Raw genomic sequence first — 21,483 nt, 5'->3', positions numbered from 1 at the left:
GGCACGGGAAAGTCGGTCGCCGCCAGGTCTTCCAGTCTCCCCTACAATCGCGGGGTGGAGCAGCCCGGTAGCTCGTCAGGCTCATAACCTGAAGGCCGCAGGTTCAAATCCTGCCCCCGCAACCAGACGACATATAGAAAACCCCGCTAAACCAATCGGTTGGCGGGGTTTTACTATTGTAATTTTAGCTTCTGGACCGATGCCCGGCCAGGTGCCGAGTGATACTGCAGAAATATAGGATGTTAGCGTGCAGGATTTCGTGCAGTTGGCGATTCCTGCCGCAGGCTATCTTGGACAAGACGAGGCGCCATTTCGGGATCATGGCAGACGAAAGTTTCATGTGTCCTTTCGTGCTGCCGCAGCCAGTCAGAGTGCTTAATCCAGATGCAATTTGCTTTATCCATAAATAGATCCTGCATATTGCTGCTACAGGCCAGCTTCCCCCATAAAGACCGAGATAATCTTGCGATAGGTCCGCTGCACGAAGCTGGTAGCAGTGGCGTGTATGTGGACCACGCCTCCTATGCGCCGCATAATCGGTGGCAGCGGCCCATCGGGCAAAATAATAACTTGATAGACTGCTTCTTCCGGCACGATCCTGTGGCTGGTCTCGTCCCGGTGTGCCTTGATATGTCCGCCATAAAGGGAGGCCTGTTCCAGCGCATCGATTTCAGGGACTGATGCAACCGAAATTGACTGTACATGCCCCGCTATCCGCTTGGCACCAGGGGTGTTGGCCATAAAACTCGCTTTTGCTCCGGGCTGTATGAAGCTGATGTCCGTTTCATACACATATGCTTCAATGGCGGCGTGGTCTTCTGTTATGACTGAGCCAATATAATCATGCTGTTTCAATGTATCACCGACATGGATTTCCGGTGGAACATCTACCAGCATGCCAGTAAATGGAGCGGTGAGGGTCAACTGTCTTATCGCGGCTTCAGCCCGCAGGCGTTCGGCTGTTTCCTGCTCGATCTTGTCGCGCGTATCATCAAGCGAGGCGGTATCTTCCACGCCAAACATCCGTTCCGACAGCGTGGCCTCCAGCGTTGCCAGTCGTGCAATTGATACGGCACGGTCATGGTCAAGCTGGGGGGAGCGTAGTTCGGCCACGGTCTCGCCTGCCTGGACCATGCTGCCTGTGGGCAGCAGGCGTACCACCTGGCCCGGATCCTGCGTGTAAAGCATGCTCTGCCCTTCCGCCCGCAATACGGCAGGTGCGCGGACAGTGTGGGTCCATGGTAGCACAAGAAGGGCAATCAATATGGCAAACACTGCGCCCGTAACATGCATGCGACGGCTGCCGGGGGCATGTAGGGCCTGGTGCGCCCATTGCGCCAGTTCCCCCATGATGGGGCGGGCAACAAAGAACCAGATTTCAATTCCCATAAGAACCACGCCCAGCGCGGGGAAGACCGCATGATAGACAACCAGTGCAATACCGGTGAACAGGAAAAAGCGATAAAGCCACGTGGCCACGCTGTAGCCGATCAGCATAAGCCCGCGGCGCGCGGGAAAGACCTCGGGCGGGGGCGTATCCATGCCAAACAGGAACTTTCGGGTGCGCCAGCGCGTCCATGCAAAGGCGCGTTCCTGAAGGTTGGGAATGCCCATGAGGTCAGAGAGAATATAATACCCGTCAAACCGCATCAGCGGGCTGAGATTGACCGACAGGGTGAGGATCCATGTCGAACTGCTTAACGTAAACAGGCCATCACGGAGCGGGCCATCGGGCACGATGCTCCAGATAATGGTAGCCAGCGTGGCTAGCATGATTTCGGCCACCATGCCCGCGCAGTCGATGACCAGTCGGTCACGCGCGCGGAGCAGTCGCCATGCGTCGGTGGTATCGGTCCATAAAACAGGGCACAGGACCAGAAAGGCCACCCCCATGGCGGGTACCCGGCAGCCATAATGCCGTGCCGCGATGCCGTGGCCCAGCTCATGCACCATCTTGCTGCATGCCAGCGCTAGGGCAATCCCGATCGCACCCTGCGGCGTGATGAGATGCATGAACCCCGCAGCATAAAGGCTCCATTGCTGCACGACCAGAATGACCGCCAGCCCCACTGCCAGTGCCAGCCCGATGCAGAACGTGCGGGTAAAAAGCCAGTTTGTCAGCGGCACGCAGCGTTTGAGAACGGGATCGGGATTGCACAGCCGTATCCGCAGGAAAAGATAATGATGCAGGATCCATGATAGCAATGGTGGCCTGCGCGCCTGCCGGGCCAGCAGGGTACTATCCGCGCTGGTCTGCGCCGTGGTCAGCCCGGCCTGCCGCAGGAAGGCGGCAAAGGCCGTAACATCGGCAGGTTGCGCATCAAACGTGGTCTGCTCACGCACAACGCGGGCAATCGTGTCCGGGTCAGCCAGGTCCCAGCGCTGCAGGATTTCCATTTCCATGCTGCCAAGGCGCACGTAACGGTGGCGGGCGGGATCATACAGCGTCCATGTTGGCGCACCGGTCACGACAGGGCCACGCAACAGCTCCAGGTCATCACGCAGGGCAGGCCAGGGCGCGGGCGCGTTCATGCGCTGCCTTTCAGGCCAGCTAGAAGGAAAGCCATTGCCGTACTGTGCCCAGCGGTTTGCGCAGGGCCCACAGCACCAGCAGGTGCCGCGGGCCGTAGATGCGCGCGGTGCCACGCAGGCCAAGGCGGATGTCGCTGTCCAGATCGGCGCGCAGGGTGTAGGCCAGCGTGCCGGCAGGGGTCGGTGTGCTTGCGTAGGAGGTAAAGACCAGATGCCCTTCTGCCGGGTGGTCGGGGTGCACATTGTCAAAAAAACGCACGCGCGCATCGGGCGCGAAATGTGCGACCTCGGTTGCGGGCAGGCGGATCTCGATCCGGCGCGAGAGGGCAGGGGCCACCATGAGGATACGCTCGCCGGCTTCCACCGGGCGGCCTATCCATTCGGAAGGATCGTTATAAAGCGCCAGCCCGTCTATCGGGGCGGTCAGCGTGGCGCGGTGCAGCAGTTCGCTCTGGTAGCGCATCTGGGCCGCTTCCTCGTCAATGCGGCCCTTGAGTTCACCAGCCTGCGCGCGGGCCTTGGCATCCAGCATGCCCGCCTGAATGGCTTCATCATACTGGGTGCGGGCGACTTCCAGCGCCTTGCGGGCAACCTGGTACTGGCTTTCAAGCTGCGCGCGCTCCAGTTCCACCACCGGCGCGCCCGCATGCACGGCTGTATTGGGAGCGACATCAAGCTGGTGGACGATACCGGCAAAGGGCGCGCGCACATAGGTGGGGGCAACCGGCACGACTTCGGCCGGGGCCAGAACCCATGAATGAACCGGGAAACACGCCACCAGCACCGCTGCCGCGATGACCGCGCCCACGCGCCTGCGCATCCGTGTATTGCGTGGCCTGGGCGGTTGAGAGGCGATAAGCTGCCGGCTTTCCGAATACTCGCCGCCAATCATGCACAGGGCCTGGATGTCGGGCTGTGTCCATGCATCCTCTCGTGCAACGAGCAATGTGCCCACATGGCCATGTCGTCCAAGCAGCGGAATGAGCACGGCATGAGGGGCCATCCACTGCGTCCATTCATCGCGCAGTGTGGCAGGCAGGGTGGCGACATCAAGCACCCTGGCCTGTGCCTGTGGCGCGATGCTCTCGAACACCCGGCCCAGCCAGCGCACATAGGGGGCGGCAGAATCGAACACCGCCGTGCCGGATATGGCGGCAATCCCTGCCTTGTCCGTGCGGTAAAGGGCGGCCTGCTGGTAGGGAAGGAGATTATGGCTTTCGTTGACCAGCACGAAATCCAGTTCATCGGGCGGGCAGGTCCGCAGGCGCTCGCACAGATGCACAAGGGCTGACAGCCGCAGCAACGCAGCCTGCCGGCCCTGCTGCAGGCGTACGGGATCAGGCGGGGGGGAAGTCATGATCCGTCAGCCATCCACCTTCATTGACCGCACTGGGCTTCTCCTGTCATGCCCGGTAGCAGGTCAGGGGCAGGGCGGGTCAGTTTGCCATAGACCTTGATGGTCTTGCTGACAGGGTCAACCTTGCCCGAAATGCGGCTGACGGTTGCCGGGTAGGTGGCATCCGTCTCCAGTATATGAACCTTGAACGGTGTGCCGGGCTGCAGATGGCGCAGCTCCATGGATGAGACGATCATGGACAGTTCCAGCGAGGTATCATCCAGTATTTCCAGCATGGGGGTTCCGGCTGAAAGATACTGGTAATTATGCACCATGGTATTGGAGACACGCCCGTCAAACGGAGCTTGGATCACGCACTGGGCCACAACGGCGCTGGCCATTTCAAGGTCCGCATTGGCTGCCTGTTCATCGGCTGCGGCCGAGCGCAGGTCCGATACACTCCATTGCCCCAGCGCCTTCATCTTGTTCTGCACATCCAGCAGGCCACGGCGCTTGATGTATTCGGCATGGGCGTGGGCAAGGGTTGCCTTCTGCTGGCCGCAGCGGAACTCGGCAAGGACATCGCCTTTGTGAAAATGGTCACCGTCGCGCAAAGGAAATTTTTCAAGCTGGCCCGACATGCTAGCGCTGATCTGCGCACTCATGGGCGCGGTGACCTGCACGCTGGGGGCATGGACCGCCGTGCTGTCCGGCTCCGACGTGGGCGCAAGATCAGGCTGCTGGACAGGTGCCGTGGCGGTCGGTGTCATGTCAGCGGGTGCGACCGGCCCTGCTGTCTGGGCCAGGACCATGCCGGGTACGAGGCCAAGCGACAGTGCGGAGATAAACGAATACATACGCATATATGCAACCGGCCTTCCGGAACATAAGGCGCCACGACCACCGGGGCGATAGGGCCTTATGACATTACTTATTGATAACGATTTTCAAAATGGCAGATCAGCCGGGGGTAGCAGCAGGCTGTGCCGTATCTGTCTGCGCGACAGGTGTGGAAGGCGGCGCAGCCTGTCGCACCGGCACCGCGACGGGTGCCGTGCTGTTGCCCGCATCCGGTTTCCTGACATTATCGGGCAACGTCAGGTCAGGCAGGCGGCCGTTTTCCCACAGGGCAATGGAATGCTCGACCTGCGCCGTCAGGTGCCTGAGGTCCTGAATATCGGCATTGGCGGGCACAAGGTCCACGCCGATGGAGGCATACAGGTTGGCCAGCGCCTGATGGGTATGGGCAAGGCTGCGGCTGTATTCAAGCTGGCCGAGCAGAGCCGCCATCTGGTGGCGTACGCGATTGGCCTCGGACTGCGCACCTGCCGCGGAAGCGGAGACGGCAAGCTGCTCCATCTGCAGGCTCACATCGTTGATCTGCCGCGAGGATTTGAGGAAATCCACCGCCGTGACGTATTTCTGCGCGCTCAGGTTGATCTGGGCCAGAATGGCGACACTCAGCGCAAGGCGGCGCATTTCCGAGAGTTTGACATTGCCCTTGGCCACAGCGATGGCGCGCGGGCCCTGGATCATGTTGATCAGGTTGACGGTCGCCCGCACCCCGATCTGCCCCCAGATGTGGTGGTAGAGCAGGGCATTCGAATCAAAGTTGCCGTTCCCGATGGCGCCAATGCCGGGCATCATCTTCAGGATTTCCTTATAGACATCCTGCCGGTCAACCTTCTGCTGGTAGACTTCCATGCGCAGTTCGGGGCGCATGACCAGCCCCATGCGCTCCAGCGTGGGAATGTCGAGATTGCCCAGCGGCTGCACATCCTGCGGGTGGGTGGCGAGGTTGAGCTTTTCATCCTGTGGCACGTTGATGAGCGAGGCGAGCTGGATCTGCGCGCCAACCAGTTCATCCTTGATACGCCGCATCTCACCCAGGATCTGGATGATGTTCTGCTGGTAATCGAGCAGCGTCAGCGGGGACTGCAGGTGCGCGTTACCGGCATCCTGCGATGCGGCCAGCATGGTTTCCGCATCATGGATGATGGGGTCAAGGCGGGGCAGCATGACCTGGGCGGCGGCCGCCTCCCAGTAATTGGTGGTTACGGCCTTGACCAGATCATTGATGGCGCGCCTGCGGCGCTCGACGGCAATCAGCGCGCGGAAGGCCTGCTGGCGGGCGGAGAAATAGCTGATCCCCGCATCCATCGCGTTCCATGAAAAGCTGATATCCCCGCTGCCATGGCTGGGCATTTCGGAATAAGAATAATCCAGTGAGCGCTGGTTGCTGAATTCATCAATACTTTCAGCAGCATTGTTGTTGCTTCTGTCGGTATAGCCCGCATCGGCCGCAAGGTGCGGCAGCATCTGCATCAGGGCTAGATCAAGCTGCTTTTCCTGCTGGTTGATCTCAAGCTTTGCAACCTGTGAGTCATAGTTGAACTTGAGCGCGCGCGCGATGGCGGTGCCCAGTGTCAGGTCACCATCGAGCGGCAGATAACGCGCCTCGATCGTGGCGTGATCGGCATCCGCACGCTTTATATGGTCAGCCAGGGGCATGGGCCTGGGCCGCATGCCACACCCCGCCAGCAGCATGACTGTCGAAAGCGCAGCGCAGGAGACCAGACGTATTTTGCCACGGGTAAGCTGATGCGTCACAGGGTTTACCATGAATTTCCGGGTTGTATTCAGGTCGTCAAGAAAAAATTCAACGCAAGCTGGCGGGAACAGGCTTGTGGTTACCTGATTATATAGAACTGTATAGAGCTATATATAGGTACGGCTTGGTAATTTCCGCCTATTTTGCAGTTGCATTGCGCTCGATACCGGGCACGGCATGGTAGTTATGGGGAGAACACATTTTTGTCAACTTCATTTGTTGTAACACGATGAAAAAAATTGTAGATGAAATGCAGGAATTGAAAATGCAGTCGTAGTGCCCTGTCTGAGTGGAAATGATTCATCTAATGGAAACCATAACCTGGTATTCCTAAACAAATTGTTGATAAAAATGGATTTTTCATGCGTCTGATTCTTGAGCAGAGATATCTCTTTGATGGCAGCGTGGCGCATGTCTCCCATCACCATGAAGCAGACAGACACCATCACGAGCATCAGGGGGAAAATGCCCATGATGCCCCTGTCGTGGATGAAACTGTTGGTTCCCTGCCTGATTTACCTGCAACCACTGGTACAGATAAGTCGGTACATGAGCGCAATGGTGAAAAAAAAGACAGTTTTACCGATATCGTTTTTGTGGATTCCCGCGTCAGCGACTGGCGCGAACTCACCGCCTCGCTGGGCAATAATGTGGGCGTGGTGGTGGTGGATAATACGCGTGATGGCATGTCCGTCGTCTCGCGCGTGCTGTCGCACCAGCACGACCTCAACAGTGTCAGCTTCCTGACCTACGGGCAGGCAGGCCAGATCGAGCTTGGCAGCACCACCATCAATGCCGCCACCCTCATGGCGGACAGCACGCAGGTGGCGCAGTGGGGCGATGCGCTGGGGGCTAAGGGGCAGATCCTGTTCTGGGGTTGCGATGTGGGGCAGGGGGCTGCCGGTCAGGCGCTGGTCGATGACCTGCATACCCTGACCGGCGCGGGCGTTGCCGCCTCGACCGATGCCACGGGCCTTGGCGTGCTTGGGGGGGACTGGACACTGGAGCGCACGGCCGGGCTGGATGGCAATGCGGTGGATGCGCCGTTCTCTGCCGCGGCCGAGGCCGGTTACGACAGCGTGCTCGACAGCCCGACGGCCACGGTCACCATTGCCAGCCCCACCGATACCAGCAACCTGCTGGGCAATGCCTTTTCCCAGACCATCACCTTTTCCAACAATGCGTCCAATGGCGTGGGCTATGCGCCCTTTGTCGAGGTATTCGCCCCGACCAATGCAATGCAGGATACCCCGCTTACCTCTGTAACCTATCTGGGCCAGAGCCTGTCCGCCAAGGCTGTCACGTTGGTGGATGTCGATGGCAAGATCGGGGCCTATAATCCCTACAGCAGCGGCACGGATGGCAAGCCGCAGTTTGTCACGGCGCCTGCGGGCTTCAAGGCGGGCGATACCATGTATGTGGTTTCCCTGCCGTTTGGCAGCTACACGCCGAAGCAGCCGACCCTCACGCTTACGGCCAGCTTTGCCAATAACACGGCCGAGTCCGTCGATGCGCCCACAGGTGCTGGCGCCCCCGTTACCATCGCTGCGGCCGGTGGCTACCAGTATGGCGCCGATGCGCTCAATGACCCCGGCACCGACCCGACCATCCAGGGGGCTGCCGTAACCAATACCGTTGACCAGAATATCGTGCAGGTGAGCGCCGGTATCATCACCTCGCCACGTGGCGAGGATGAAGTGCCGACCGGCCCGGATTATCCCGCCACCTACGAGGTGACCGTCACCCCTGCCGAAGTAACGCAGAACAACGCCATCAAGGACATGACGCTCAATGTCACCCTGCCTGACAGCGTCAGTTACAACAACAGCCCCATTACCCTGACCGGGGCCGATGGCTCGACCATCAGCGGCACGGCCACCTATGTGCCGCCCTCTGACGGCTCAAAGGAAGGCGGGTCGGTCAGGATTACGCTCGATAGCGTGGCCTACAGCGCAACTGCGCCCTACAAGATTGATATTCCGGTCTATGTGGGCCAGACGGATGCGGCCGGGAATTCCATCCTCAATGCGTCTGGCGGCACGACTATGCCCACCACCATTCCGGGTGCGACCATATCCTATACCGGCAGCTGGACCCCACCCGTGGCAGAAGGCCAGACAGCCACGGCCGTTGCGCTGGACCAGACGGTGGATACATCGCCCACCACGTTCAACGCCAAGGCTTTCGCGGTGCAGGAGACGGATACGATCACGAATGCGGATGGCAGCGCCACCGGCCTGGCGGCAGGGCAGGTCATGCCCGGCGATACCATCACGCATGACATCCATATCGAGAATTCGGACTACTATTCCAGCACCGGCATGGTGGTCACCACCACGCTGGGCGATGGCCAGGCCCTGCAGCCGGGCACCAGCCCCACCTTTACCTATACCGATGCCACCGGCACGTCCCATAGCGTGCAACTGGGCAGCGCCTACTGGTCGGCCACGGCGGGCGATAACGGGCAGACCGTGGTGACAATGAACATCGCCCGGTATCTGGCCGATAACAGCCTGCCAGCCATGGGGGCGGGCAAGCAGGGCACGATCAGCTATGCCAGCACGGTGAGCGATAACTATACCGCCACAAATACCCCGGTGACCGAAGGCGATACGATCAGCAGCCAGGTCAGTGTCAGCGCGCAGGCAACAGGCCCCGATGGCACGACCTCGCAGGTGCAGGACAATTCAGGCAGCACGCTTTCCGTGCCCGAGGGCACGACGGGGCTGAAGATCGTGGCCATCAATGGCGTTGCCGTGGATGACACGACCACGCCTGTCATCCACGCGGGTGACAAGGTAACCTACGAGGCAACCTATACCCTCCAGACCGGCACCTATACTGACCTGGACCTCTCGTCCTACCTGCCCCTGCCGCTCTATGACACGGGCAACCCCACGGGCACCGGTGATTCCGCCTTCACGGCTGCCGCCAGCACGGACGTGACCAAGCAGGATGCTGGCACCTACAGCGTGGTGAGCGTGCCGAACGGGGTCGATCCGGGCAAGGTTACGGTCTCGACGCAGTCCGCGACCAACAGTATCAGCTTCGATATGGGCAACAGCGACCTGCTTGCCACCAGTGATGCTGGCAAGCAGGTCGCCGTGCTGTTTACCCTCAAGGCGACATCAAGCCCCTTTGCCGATGGCCTGAGCCTGACCAGCCAGGAGCAGTCCACCCTGACCAATGGGCAGAATGCCCAGCAAGCCCAGTCCACCCTGCAGTCGATTACGGTTGCCGAGCCTGCGGCCGAGATCAAGACGGGCGTGGTGTCGGTCATGAATGGCGCGAGCGCGGACTCATCCGTCACCTATACGCCCCAGGCAACGGGTGAGGGGACGGATGCCGACCCGGCCTCCACCTTCAACGCGGCGGGATCGGATGGTGGCGCCTATACAGCGGTGCCCGCGGGTGGCGTGAGTGGCCTTGGCGCGGTCAATGACCTCAACGCCACGGGGGCCGAGGGCGGCGACACGGTGCGTATTGCCTCCACGGTGGAAAATACCGGCTCGGCCGGCATGTACGACCTGACGGTATCGGGCACCCTGCCTGCCGGGTTCTCTGCGGGGGATGTGAAGAATTTCCAGGTCACGCGCTCCGATGGCACGGTGGTCTATTCCTCGGCGGCGGATGCCACGACTGCGGCCAGCAGCTATTTCACCACCGGCGGCCTGACCATACCGGCCACCTCGGCCACCGCTGCGGTCCTGGCCAAGGGGCAGGACCTGACCATTACCTATGACCTGGCCCTGCCCACCGGCCAGAACCTGGGCGATACGCTGGTGGCCAGCGCAAACGTGGTGAACTTTGGCAACAGCCCCGGCGCGGTTGCGCAGGGCAACGGGTTCGTGACCAATGGCGTGCCGCTTGGCGGGCAGGCCTCGGACCTGACCGATCCGGCAAGCATCACCCTGCAGACGCCCACCATCAGCAAGAGCATCGGCCCCTCCAACCTGCCTGCAAATGATGGCGTGGATACAGCCACCTCCAGCGGCACCATTGTCAGTGGCGAGACGCGCACCACCACCATTACCGTAACCGTGCCCGAGGGCACGCTCAGCAATGGCGCGGGCGATGTGACGGTGGTGGAAACCCTGCCCGCTGGCATGGACTATGCCGGGGGCTTTACCGCTACCCTGACGGGCGCGACCGCCTCAGGCGTCGATGCCAGCGGCAACCTGCCTGCGCCAACGGCGGTCAGGAACGCCGATGGCACCACCACCCTCACCTTTGACCTTGGCAGGACGGTTACCAATTCCAGTGCCACGCCCGGCACCATAACGCTGGCCTATAACGGTTATTATGGCGAGAACAATGCGCCAGCCAATGCCGCCACGATCACGTCATCGGCCGTGCTGAACTACAGCGTGCATGATGACACGAGCACCGTGGCCGAGCAGGCCGGGCCCGCCGATGTGACCGTAACCGAGCGCAAGCCCTCCCTGACCGAAACCATTACCGATGACACCAACGGCCAGCCGCTGTACAGCGGCCAGCAGGTCACCTATACCCTGAAGCTGGGCAACAATGGTGATGTCACGGCCTATGACGTCGACCATGCCATCACGCTGCCTTCGGACCTGAAGGACGTCACCATCACGGGCGGGGGGCAGACCATCACTGTCGCTGCAGGGCAGACATCCGTCGCCCTGTCCCAGCTTGCCTCTCTCGTCCCTACCGATGCCCCGGTCACCTACACCATTACCGGCACGGTCGCCTCCGACCTGCCCGCAGGCACGAAACTTGCGGTAACGGACAACTACACCTGGCATTCGGCGCCCAGGAACAACGAATTCATGCCGCCATCGGGCACCCCGTCCGGGTCGGGGGATGCGCCGGTGATACCGCAGGACGTGCCCGAAGCGTTCAAGGGCACGGCCAGCGATGCGCCAGCGGTTGGCAATTTCACGTCCGTGCTCGATATCGTTGGTGAAAGCAACGGCACCACCAGCGGCATTTCTTCCACCACGCCCGTTACGGCGGCCAATACCGTGCCCGGCGACCAGGTGGCCCTGCAGGGCGAGGTCTCGATCCCCGAGGGGCAGAACCAGGATGTGACGCTGACCCTCAAGGTGCCGGACAACGTGCAGCTTGATCCCACATCGCTGCGCCTGCTGCTGGCCAGCCCGAACGGGGAAGTCACATCATCCGGCTTTGGCAGTGCCACGCAGCTTGCGGAAGGGTCGACATCGGCCGTGCAGGTGGACGGCAAGACCTTCACGCTTTCGAGTGCGGCGGAGGCCGAGCTCAACAGCAGTGGCGCGGCCATAACCGGCGTGACAACGGATTCCGCCGGCCAGACCGTGCTCACCATCAATCTCGGCACGGTCACCAACAACGACACGTCATCCGTTCCCAACTATGCCATCATCCAGGTGGCGGGCACGGTGCTCAATACCACGGCCAACAAGGATGGCACCGCCTTGAGCGAGAGCCTGACGGCCAGTACGTCACCAACCCCCACATCAACCACGTCCACCCCCGCATCCACCGTAACCGAAACGGTCAGGGAACCCACTCTCTCGCTGGGCAAGGCGGTCACTGCGATCGACTACAGTGATGGTACCGTCACCTTTACCGATACCCTGACCAATACCGGCGATGCCACGGCCTATGATGTCGCCCTCAATGACCCGCTGGTGGCAGGGCAGGAAACCGTTGACGGCGCTGTCGTGGCTACGGGTGCGGGCACGGTGGATACCACGATCAATGCCAGTGGCAGCGTGGCGGCTTCCGATGCGAAAGGCGTGACCACCAATGGCCTTACACTGGCCGCCGGCGCCAGCGAGACCGTGACCTATACGGTCAAGCTGACCGACCTGACGCAGGGGCTGGAGAAGACCACGACCAATGTAACGTGGGAATCGCTGGCCGGAGCCACGCCCGCCACTTCAGGCGCAACGGACCAGAGCCGCGATGGCTCGGCCGGGCAGGCTGGCACGGCAGGCTCCAACCCCGCCGATACCTATGAGCGCTCGGTCACGATGGGCCTTGGCACGCTGTCGGGCCAGATCTGGCAGGCGTTGGGCAACACGCCGGGCACCTATGACAGCGCCATCGATACCCCACTGAAGGGCGTAGGCGTTACGGTAACCGCGCGCGGGCAGGATGGTACCTATGCCACCGGCCTTGTGCAAACCGGCATCAAGACCGATGGCAATGGCGACTACGCGGCGCTGGTGCCCGTTTATGGCACGCCCACGTCCTCCATTGCGGAAATTACCGTGCCGCTCACCGGGGGCACGGATGGCGTGCCTGCCAGCGAGACGGAGGTCTACAACCATGATGGCGCGGTAACGTCTGCCACGACCGCTGTCAGTGTCGATGCGGATTCAGCCAGTGGCATGAGCGCAACCCATGCCGACCTGGCCTATGAACTGCCCGATACCGCGCCCACCATAACAGGCTGGCAGGACACCACGCCCCATGTCACGACCGCTGGCACCGCCACGGCAATTGGCGATGGCGGGGTAACGGTGGATGACCACGAACTCGATACGCTGACCACGAAGGAAAGCGGCACCTACAGCTACGCCGGTACCATGCTGACGGTGCAGCGCTATGTTGATGGCAAGGCCGCCCCTTCGGCCACGGACAGCTTTGGCGCGACGGGCACCGATGTGAGCATGGCGGGCGGACAGGTGAGCGTGAACAACACCGTAATCGGCACCTATACCGACACGGGCGGCATGCTGCAGTTCACGTTCAATGCATCCGCCACCAAGACCAGCATCGCCACACTGGCGCAGGACCTGACCTATACCTACACGCCCACCGCGAGCGACCCGGCAACACAGCTTGATGTCACGCTGGGGGCCACGTTCTCCGATGGCAATACCGACCTTGCGGGCCAGCAGGCCACCACGGGCGCGCAGGGTACGGGGGGCGTGCAGACCAGCGCGCCCATGTTCACGCATGTGAGTGTTGGCGGCAGCAGCTTTGCTACCACCTTTGCCGAACCCAATGATGCATCGCCCACAACGGCTGCGACCAATCTGGGTTCCTATGTCTCGGTAGAGGATGCATCAGGCACGGGTGCGGGGTCGATCCAGAAAGTAGTGGTGCAGATCGGTTCCGCCACGGCGGAGGACGTGCTGGCCGCCACCACGGCGGGCGGCATTACCGCGAGCCTCGACAGCGCAACCGGCACCCTGACTCTGACCGCGGGTACCGCCACCACGCTCAAGAACTGGCAGGCCACGCTGGCCAGCCTGAAATATTACGACAGCTCCGATACGCCCATCGAGGGCACGCGCAATGTGAGCATATCGGTTTATGAAAACGGGGCGAACACGCCCATCCTCACCAATGGCACCATTGCAGTTACGGCTGCCAATGACTCCCCGGTGCTTGATCCCTCGGTCCCGGTTTCCCTCAACGATGCGCAGGAGGATTCAGCCCCGCCGCAGGGCGCGGTGGGTACGGCGGTTTCGCAGCTTGTGGGCTATGCAGGGGCAACAGGTGGCGCAGGCAACGTGACCGACCCCGATGGCGCGGGCCTGCCCGGCCAGGGTGCTGCAGGCGCCACGTTGCTGCCCGGCATTGCCATTACGAGTGCTGACACTACACACGGTACATGGTGGTACAGCACCGATAACGGCAGGACATGGACCGAATTTGCCGGTAGCGGCGCATCCGGCGCGGTTGGGGGTGGCAATGCCCTGCACCTGATCGATAATGGCCAGGCGCGGGTCTATTTCCAGTCCACCGACCCGAACTGGAACGGCAAGGTCAATGATGCCCTGACCTTCCGTGCATGGGACCAGTTTGATGGCGCGGCCAATGGCAGCATCTCCGCGCTGCCCGCTACAGCGGGGCTGGGCACGGGTACCAACACGCCGGGTTCTGCCTATTCAGCAGCCACGGATAGCGTGGCGCTGATGGATGACAACGTGAACGATGCCCCGAACGTGGTGGCCGATAACAGCACCCCCGGCGCAACCCCGGTCACGGGGGACCAGCCCGCCTCGTGGAAGGTGACGGAAGACACGCCGCAGGCCACAAGCGTGCAGGGGCTGTTTGGCAGCTACTTCTCCGACCAGACCGACCAGCAGCACAGTGCCACCAACCCCGATGGCTCCACGGCCAACACCATGGCGGGCGTGGCCGTGGTGGGTTACACGCCCTCGGCTGCGGGCACATGGTCGTATTCCACCGATGGCGGCAAGTCATGGACGCAGCTTTCGGCTGCCGTCTCGACCACGAATGCCCTTGTGCTGTCCAAGGATGCGCAACTGCAGTTTACGCCTGCGGCCAACTATAACGGCCAGCCTGTCAGTGGCGATGACCTCAAGGTCGTGCTGATCGACAATTCGGGTGCCTCATCAGGCAGTCCGGCCCTTGTGGGGGCAAACGGGCAGGTCCTGGCCACGGCGGATGGCACACCGCTGACCGGTGCCGCGCTTGATTCGGGCACGATGGCGATAGCCGGCGCCGATGTCTCGACCCGTGGCGGGCAGACCGCGCTCAGCGCGGGCACGGTTGACCTGTCCACCGCAGTGACGCCGGTCAATGACCCGCCCACCATGGCCGCAGGCCCCTCGGCAGGTGCCTACACGTTGCCTGATGTGACATCCAACTGTGCTGACAGCGCCAATACGGGCGCTGCGGTTGCAGGCCTGTACTCCAATGCCGTGCAGGACGGGACCGATGCCCGGCAGGGCGCGGCCGACCCCACCGGCTCCACCGCCGACCATCTGGCTGGCGTGGCCATTACCGGCAATACGGCCAACCCCGCAACCGAGGGCACGTGGCAGTATTCTACCGATGGCGGCAAGACATGGACGGACGTGCCCGCCAATGTTTCAGGCAGCAATGCCGTGGTGCTGGGCGACCAGGCCAAGGTGCGCTTTGACCCCGTGCCGAACTTTACCGGCACGCCGGGCGGGCTGACCACGCAGGTTGTCGAGACCTCGGCCGACGTGCCCCTGACCGGCACCAGCGATGGCGTTGCCACCAGCGTGACCGGGCAGGCGCTCGATGGCACCGCCACGGCCCTGACGGGCGTGAACATAACCCAGATGCAGCACGATCACCCCAACGGGTCGGTCAGCACCAACAGCCAGCCGCTTGTGGTCAAGGTTAACCAGGACGTCCATACGGCAGTAAACATTACGCCTGGCAAGGAAGACCAGCCTGGCACGAAGGAAACGGTCTCGCAACTGTTCACCACCACCGACCCGAATGGCGTGGGCGGCGTTGCCATTACCGGCAATGCCACGCCCGCCAGCGAAGGGACATGGATGTATGCCGTGCCCGGTGGCACGGCGCAGGCGCTGCCGACTGATCTTTCCGCCACGAGTGCTGTAGTACTGCCCAAGGATGCGCAGATCTGGTTCCAGCCTGCGCCCAACTTCAACGGCGACCCGTCCAACATCTCGTTTACGGCAACAGTGGTCGATAATACGACTGCCACCGCCTTCACGGGGGCGGATGGCAAGGCTGTGGCGGGTAATGCCATAATCGGCGTGACCGCAGGGGTTGATGTCAGCAATACCGGTGGCGGCACCGCGCTTGATGTGGTGCCGGTGCAGGTGAGCACCGGTGTTGAACAGGTCAATGACGCGCCGGTAGCCAGCGGCAGCGCCACGCTGCCCTCGGCTGATACCAGCAACCAGCAGGTCAGGGGCGATAGCGTATCCTCACTGTTCGGGCCCACTTTCTCTGATCAGGCCGATCAGCAGCGTAGTGCCTCCAATCCCGATGGTTCGGTAGCCGATCATCTGCAGGGCGTTGCCATTGTGGGCAATACGGCCAACCCGGCAACGCAGGGCACATGGCAGTATTCAACCGATGGCGGCAGGACATGGCAGAATGTCAGCACCTCGGTTTCCGCCACGGCCGCCCTTGTGCTGCCTGCCAGCGCGGAACTGCATTTTGCGCCCGTAACAGGCTTTACCGGCACGCCGGGCGGGCTGTCTGCCGCACTGGTCGAGACCAACGGCACGCTGGCCACGGGCACGGCGGCACAGGTGGCCGATGTCTCGGCGCTGATGGCCGATGAGACCAGCCATGTCTCGCAGGCCACGGTGGCACTGAACACGAACGTGACGCAGCAGGAGGGCAATCCCGCGCTTTCGGGTTCGACCCTCAATAATGACCTCAGTTCTTCCGACCTGCTCAAGACATCGGTGGAGGACGGGTTCGAGAATGAGTTCCAGCGTGGCTTTGGCGTCGCGCACCAGACATGGATACGCGGCACATCACTCTACCGGTTTGTGACCACCAACCAGAAATACGATATCGATGTGCCGGCTGGCGCCTTCATCAGTTCGGATGGAACGGATCTCAACCTGACCATTACGGCACGCCAGGCTGGCGGCGCGCCGCTGCCGGACTGGGTCTCGTTCGATGCGGATCGCCGCTGCTTCTCCATGGTCGCGCCGGATGAGGCCACCGGCTCCATCGACCTGGCCCTTATCGGCCGCGATGAATATGGCCATGAGGCGGAGGTTGATGTGCATGTGGTGATCGGGCACGAACATCCTGCATGGGAAATGGGCAATGATCCGTCCATTCCGCAGGCGGTGGAGCGCGCGATGCAGGTCGTGGAGCAGGACATGAACTGGCTTGCCTTCAATTCTGATTTCCATCGCGGCAGCCATCACGCCAACGAGCCAACGCCCGGCAAAAAGGGGCTGCGTGCGCAGATGCGCCAGATCGGGCAGAGAGCTGCATATGCGCGCAGTCGCGATCTGGTCAATCACTGATTGCCAGGTGGCGCGCAGGGTTGGCAATGGAGCGCCAGATACGAACGTATTTTGTTGGAGAGAAGGATCATGATGGTGTGATCCTTGTCGTCAGCCTTGTTGGTTAGTGAAAACTGCGCAATCTAATGAGGCAGGATCTTCCGCCAATTTGCCTCGTCAGCTTACCAGCCTCTGTCTCGGCCCCACGGACGCGATTGCTCCGCGCCAGCCCGATCGGACGCGTGTGGCCGCGAAGGTCGAGATAAACCTCGAAGTCAGCCATCGCGCGATGTTCCGGTTGGCCGCTTGGGGTGTGATCAGAATGAAGTGGAGATGGTGCCGGTCATGCTGAAGCGTGGTTCAACATAAAACTGCGCCCCGGATGAACCTGCAATATGCTGCCCGTTCAACAGTGTTACCGCATGATAATTATCCGCGACCCCGGTCGTGCCCGTCCGGACCATGGAACCGGTCAGGTTTGTAAAGTTCAGCCGGAACGTAGGGGATTTGGCCACCAGGAAGGGCGAAAAACGATACCCGAGCGAGATGGTATCGGTAACATAGCCCGGTATCCTCTCATCCCCTACCAGCGTAACGGATTGCGGGCCTGTATAATGCACGGTGGCATTGGCGAAGAAGTGCCTGTTATCGTAGGTCAGGCCGAAATTGGCCATGACATGCGGCGCCATGATCGCTTCCTTGCCCTTGGTGGGCAGATAGGAGGTGCCATACTGGACATTCGAATCCTGGTGCGCATTGAGGTATTCAAACGAAACATAGGGGCTGACATGATGGAATGGATGCGTGGACATCATGATGTCGAAACCACGCGCCGTCTGGTTGCCCGCATTAACGGTACTATACGAATTGTTGGCGTTATAGACACTGAGCAGGCGATTTGTAATTGCATAGTTGAATAACGAAAGATCAAAGATCATGTAGCGGTTATTATAGCGGTACCCCAGTTCCTCCTTGATTGTGTACTGGTTGCGGGGCAGGGCTGTATTCTGCGACAGGTTGCTGGGGTCGGGCGCGCGGAAATCGCCCTGCGCATTGACGTAAATCTGGTGGTGGCGGTTGAAGCTGTACGACGTTGAAAAACGCGGCAGGGGCACGACCGAATTCGAGCCCATATGCTGATGCGTCAGGTAATTGTCGAACCAGTAGTTCATCATGGCAAATTTGAAACCGGCAGACACGACCAGCCGATCCTGGAAATATTTTGCCGTATCCTGAATGAACAGCGCGTGGATCTGGTCGCCTGTCTGCTGGTTTGATGAATAATCCCGCTGACCATTGAGGAAGTAGGCAGTGGACAGGTTATCGGGATTATTGGAAAAACCGTTCTGGTTCACGGCACTGTTCGGGCCCCACTGCCGGCTTTGCGTATAGCCATACCAGTATCCGAACGTCATCTGGTTATGACGTGAAATATCATAGGTCAGCTTGATCGTGGCCCCCGTGGTGGGCGTGCGCTGGTCATAATAATTGACTGAAAACTGCGAAGGAGAAACCGCACTGCCATTGGCATAGCTCAGCCCGGGCCCGGCAGCACCACTGGCGGATGAACTCCATCCACGCCCGTAGGCAAAATAGGGCACCAGATCGAATTTCAGTTGGTTTGTCAGGCGCAGGTGCACGGGCAGGGTCATGAAGACTTCATTCCATGGTCCTTCCTGGTGATTGCCCCAGAAATTCGGACTGTTCGGATTACTGCTGGCACCCCATGTGCCCGTGCCGTTTTTCTTGGCATGAAACTGGTCAGCCGTGGGGTAATTGTAGATCCCGTAGCGTTCCTGATTCCACGAGAGGAAAAACTTCACGTAAGAGTCGGCCCCGATATCCTTCTGCATGCCAAAGTCGATATGCTTCTTGTCCGATGCCCCCGCACCGATCCAGTTGTCAGCATGGGTATGCGAAAATGAAAAGAACGAGCGCAGGCCGGTCCTGCCAATATCACCGCTTTCCAGCCGGATAAACTGCCGGGACATGTCATTCGTGCCGTATGAAAAATCCGTCAGCCCACCAAATTTATGGCTGGGTGTATGCGTCATGATATTCATGACCCCCAGTGCTGCCGATGTAACCGGCTGGTCAATGGCGGATGTGCCGGGCGTGACCTCGATACGGTCCATGTTTTCCGTATCGATGTCTTCCTGAAGGTATCCGGCGCCGGATGTCACCACGGCGCCGTCCATCAGCAGCGCCATATCCCCATCGTTCAGGCTGCGGCTTTCAATCGAGCCACCCGTCATGCCCGATGTATCCTGGGTCGATACGTTCAGGCTGGGCAGGTTCTTGACCATATCCAGCGCCGTTCCGGCCGGGCTGCGCATATCCATGAACTGCCGGCTTACGGTCTGGATACTGTGCGAAGCCTTTTCCTGCCGCATCATGCCGCCGCCGCCCGAACGCCCGGAACTGACCTGCAGGATTTCCGGTGCGGAAGGGGCCTTGATGGAATGCGTATCCTGCCCTGCCGCGCCAGATGGCGACGCGTGGGATGTGGAAGGGGCTGCATGGCGGATTTTGGTCGTTGCGTTCACATCATTCGCACCCTGTGCATGAGAAACAGCAACGAACCCGGTGGTACCGAGAAGAAAAGTTGTTAATAACCAGCGCTTGCCGCAAAACATGGCACCTGCAACCATACCGGACCTCCCCGTAAACGATAACATGCTTTACCCAGCGGGCGGCGCCACCGGGCCAGGACAGCATTTACGGGAACCGCTTGCCATGATTCCAGATGACAAGTCTATCCCGTTGTTGCTTATGGTGGACAATCATTGCGCGCCATATTCCGCTAAAAATAGCGGTAAAGAGGTCATCATATTGCACGAAAGGTGTTCCTTGCCCTTTCGGTGATTCAACCAAAAAGCCCCATTTATCATTGCATTATGAAAACATATGGCAAGCGTTGGCAATGGCGCTTTCCTGTTGTTGCGAATACATCGGGTCATCCTGTTCCCGGCCTGCATTCCAGCGCGGGTGTTGCATATTGACGACAGTTCGGGAGTGCATGCCAAAACCGCATCCCGGCGCGGCATGAGGAACGCGGCGACATCGAAGCGGCCCACAATGGGCTACACGGTAGCGCGACGCCGCATTCAGGCACTCGACCTGCGCCCGGCCGCGCAATATCCTAAGGAAATCAGAGCAGCGGGCATGAACCGGACCGGCAGCCTGAAGGCGCCATACCCCCCACCGCCTGTGTGGGTGCAAGAACCAAGGAGACACCTGACAGGTGACCAAACGCGTAACCCTGGCAGATCTGGCGGAACAGACAGGCCTGAACATTTCCACCATAAGCCGCGCCCTGTCACGGCCGGACCGGGTCAGCAACGAGACGCGGCGACTGGTTGAAAAGGTCGCCTCCCAACTCGGCTATGAAACAAATGTCGCGGCCCGCAACCTGAGTCGCGGCACGACGGACACCATTCTGGTGCTGGCCGCCAGCTTTTCAGGGCAGGTCATTTCCCCGGTTTTTACCGGAATCATGCTCGGTGTATGCGAAGAGGCAAAAGCCCTCGGCCTTAATGTCATGCTGCGGCAGTACCTGGGGCAGGCCATTTCGGCCAGCGATGTCATGCGCTATTTGCAGGCCGGCGTGGCGGACAGCGTATTGCTGGTGGCGCCCGAACAGTGGCTGCCACCGGCAGAGCGGAGCCCGGATCAGGACATGTTGCCGGTTGTCAGTATTTTCAATGACCTGACGATGGCCGGGATCACCAGTGTCATGACACAGGAAGTGGATGGATACGTCGCGATTGTCGATCATATGGTCGAACGCGGACATCGTCACTTCGCCTTCGTATCCGGGCCGGAGGGCAGTGGTCATGAACAGATTCGCTATAATGCCGTCAAGAGCAGGCTTTCCACGCTTGGACTAGGCAAGAAACTGGTCCGCCTGGAGGGCGGTCCGTTTGACATGGCATCGGGCACGAAGGCGGCGCAGGCCTTTCTTGCATTGAAAAAACGCCCCACTGCCGTGATCTGCTGCAGCGACGGGCTGGCGCTGGGCTTCATGCACACGATTCTGGGCAGCGGCCTGCGCGTACCCGAAGATGTCGCCATCGCAGGCTATGACGGGATGGACTACACCGCCTTTACCAGCCCGGCCCTGACCACCGTGATCCAGCCCACACTGGAAATCGGCCGCGTTGCGGTGCAGGCGCTGGCCGATATCCATAATGGCCGGATCACGACCCCCCGCCTTGTTGCCCTTGCGCCAACCTTTGTCGTGCGCCAGTCGACCTGATCAGATTCGGCAAGCGTTTGCATTCCTGTTCTATTCCTGTATGTAGGTCCTGAGGCTA

The 21,483-nt window shown here is 60.8% G+C and carries 7 protein-coding genes and 1 tRNA gene; 3 read left to right on the top strand and 5 right to left on the bottom strand.

Annotated features, from left to right (window positions below):
* Positions 1-48: 48 nt before the first annotated feature.
* A tRNA-Met gene (locus OQZ28_RS06775) sits at positions 49-125 on the top strand.
* 301 nt (positions 126-426) lie between these two features.
* On the opposite strand, the gene OQZ28_RS06770 is transcribed toward OQZ28_RS06775, so the two are convergent.
* From OQZ28_RS06770 to OQZ28_RS06755, 4 genes are all read right to left on the bottom strand, one after another.
* Positions 427-2,532 (bottom strand): HlyD family efflux transporter periplasmic adaptor subunit, encoded by a 2,106-nt coding sequence (locus OQZ28_RS06770; RefSeq protein WP_458135568.1) that lies wholly within the window; start codon positions 2,530-2,532, stop codon positions 427-429.
* Between the two features lie 19 nt (positions 2,533-2,551).
* On the bottom strand, positions 2,552-3,889 hold the full coding sequence (locus tag OQZ28_RS06765) for an efflux RND transporter periplasmic adaptor subunit (protein WP_458135567.1): 1,338 nt from the start codon (positions 3,887-3,889) through the stop codon (positions 2,552-2,554).
* 20 nt (positions 3,890-3,909) lie between these two features.
* Positions 3,910-4,731, bottom strand: coding sequence for an efflux RND transporter periplasmic adaptor subunit (locus OQZ28_RS06760; protein WP_458135566.1), 822 nt, complete (start codon positions 4,729-4,731; stop codon positions 3,910-3,912).
* A 97-nt stretch (positions 4,732-4,828) separates the two neighbouring features.
* The gene (locus tag OQZ28_RS06755) at positions 4,829-6,490 is read right to left on the bottom strand and encodes a TolC family protein (RefSeq protein WP_458135565.1); all 1,662 of its coding nucleotides are present in this window, start codon (positions 6,488-6,490) and stop codon (positions 4,829-4,831) included.
* A 351-nt stretch (positions 6,491-6,841) separates the two neighbouring features.
* Between OQZ28_RS06755 and OQZ28_RS06750 the strand changes: the two genes are divergently transcribed.
* Complete coding sequence (locus OQZ28_RS06750; RefSeq protein WP_458135564.1) at positions 6,842-17,188, top strand: DUF4347 domain-containing protein; 10,347 nt, start codon at positions 6,842-6,844, stop codon at positions 17,186-17,188.
* Between the two features lie 296 nt (positions 17,189-17,484).
* On the opposite strand, the gene OQZ28_RS06745 is transcribed toward OQZ28_RS06750, so the two are convergent.
* Positions 17,485-19,713: a TonB-dependent receptor gene (locus OQZ28_RS06745; RefSeq protein WP_458135563.1), complete on the bottom strand. Its 2,229-nt coding sequence runs from the start codon at positions 19,711-19,713 to the stop codon at positions 17,485-17,487.
* 698 nt (positions 19,714-20,411) lie between these two features.
* On the opposite strand from OQZ28_RS06745, the gene OQZ28_RS06740 reads away from it, so the two are divergent.
* Entirely contained in the window at positions 20,412-21,425 is a 1,014-nt protein-coding gene (locus OQZ28_RS06740; RefSeq protein ID WP_458135562.1) for a LacI family DNA-binding transcriptional regulator, read from the top strand.
* Positions 21,426-21,483: the final 58 nt, after the last annotated feature.

The sequence above is a fragment of the Komagataeibacter sp. NFXK3 genome, assembly GCF_054182245.1.
This window is presented reverse-complemented; position numbering and strand designations above follow the sequence as displayed.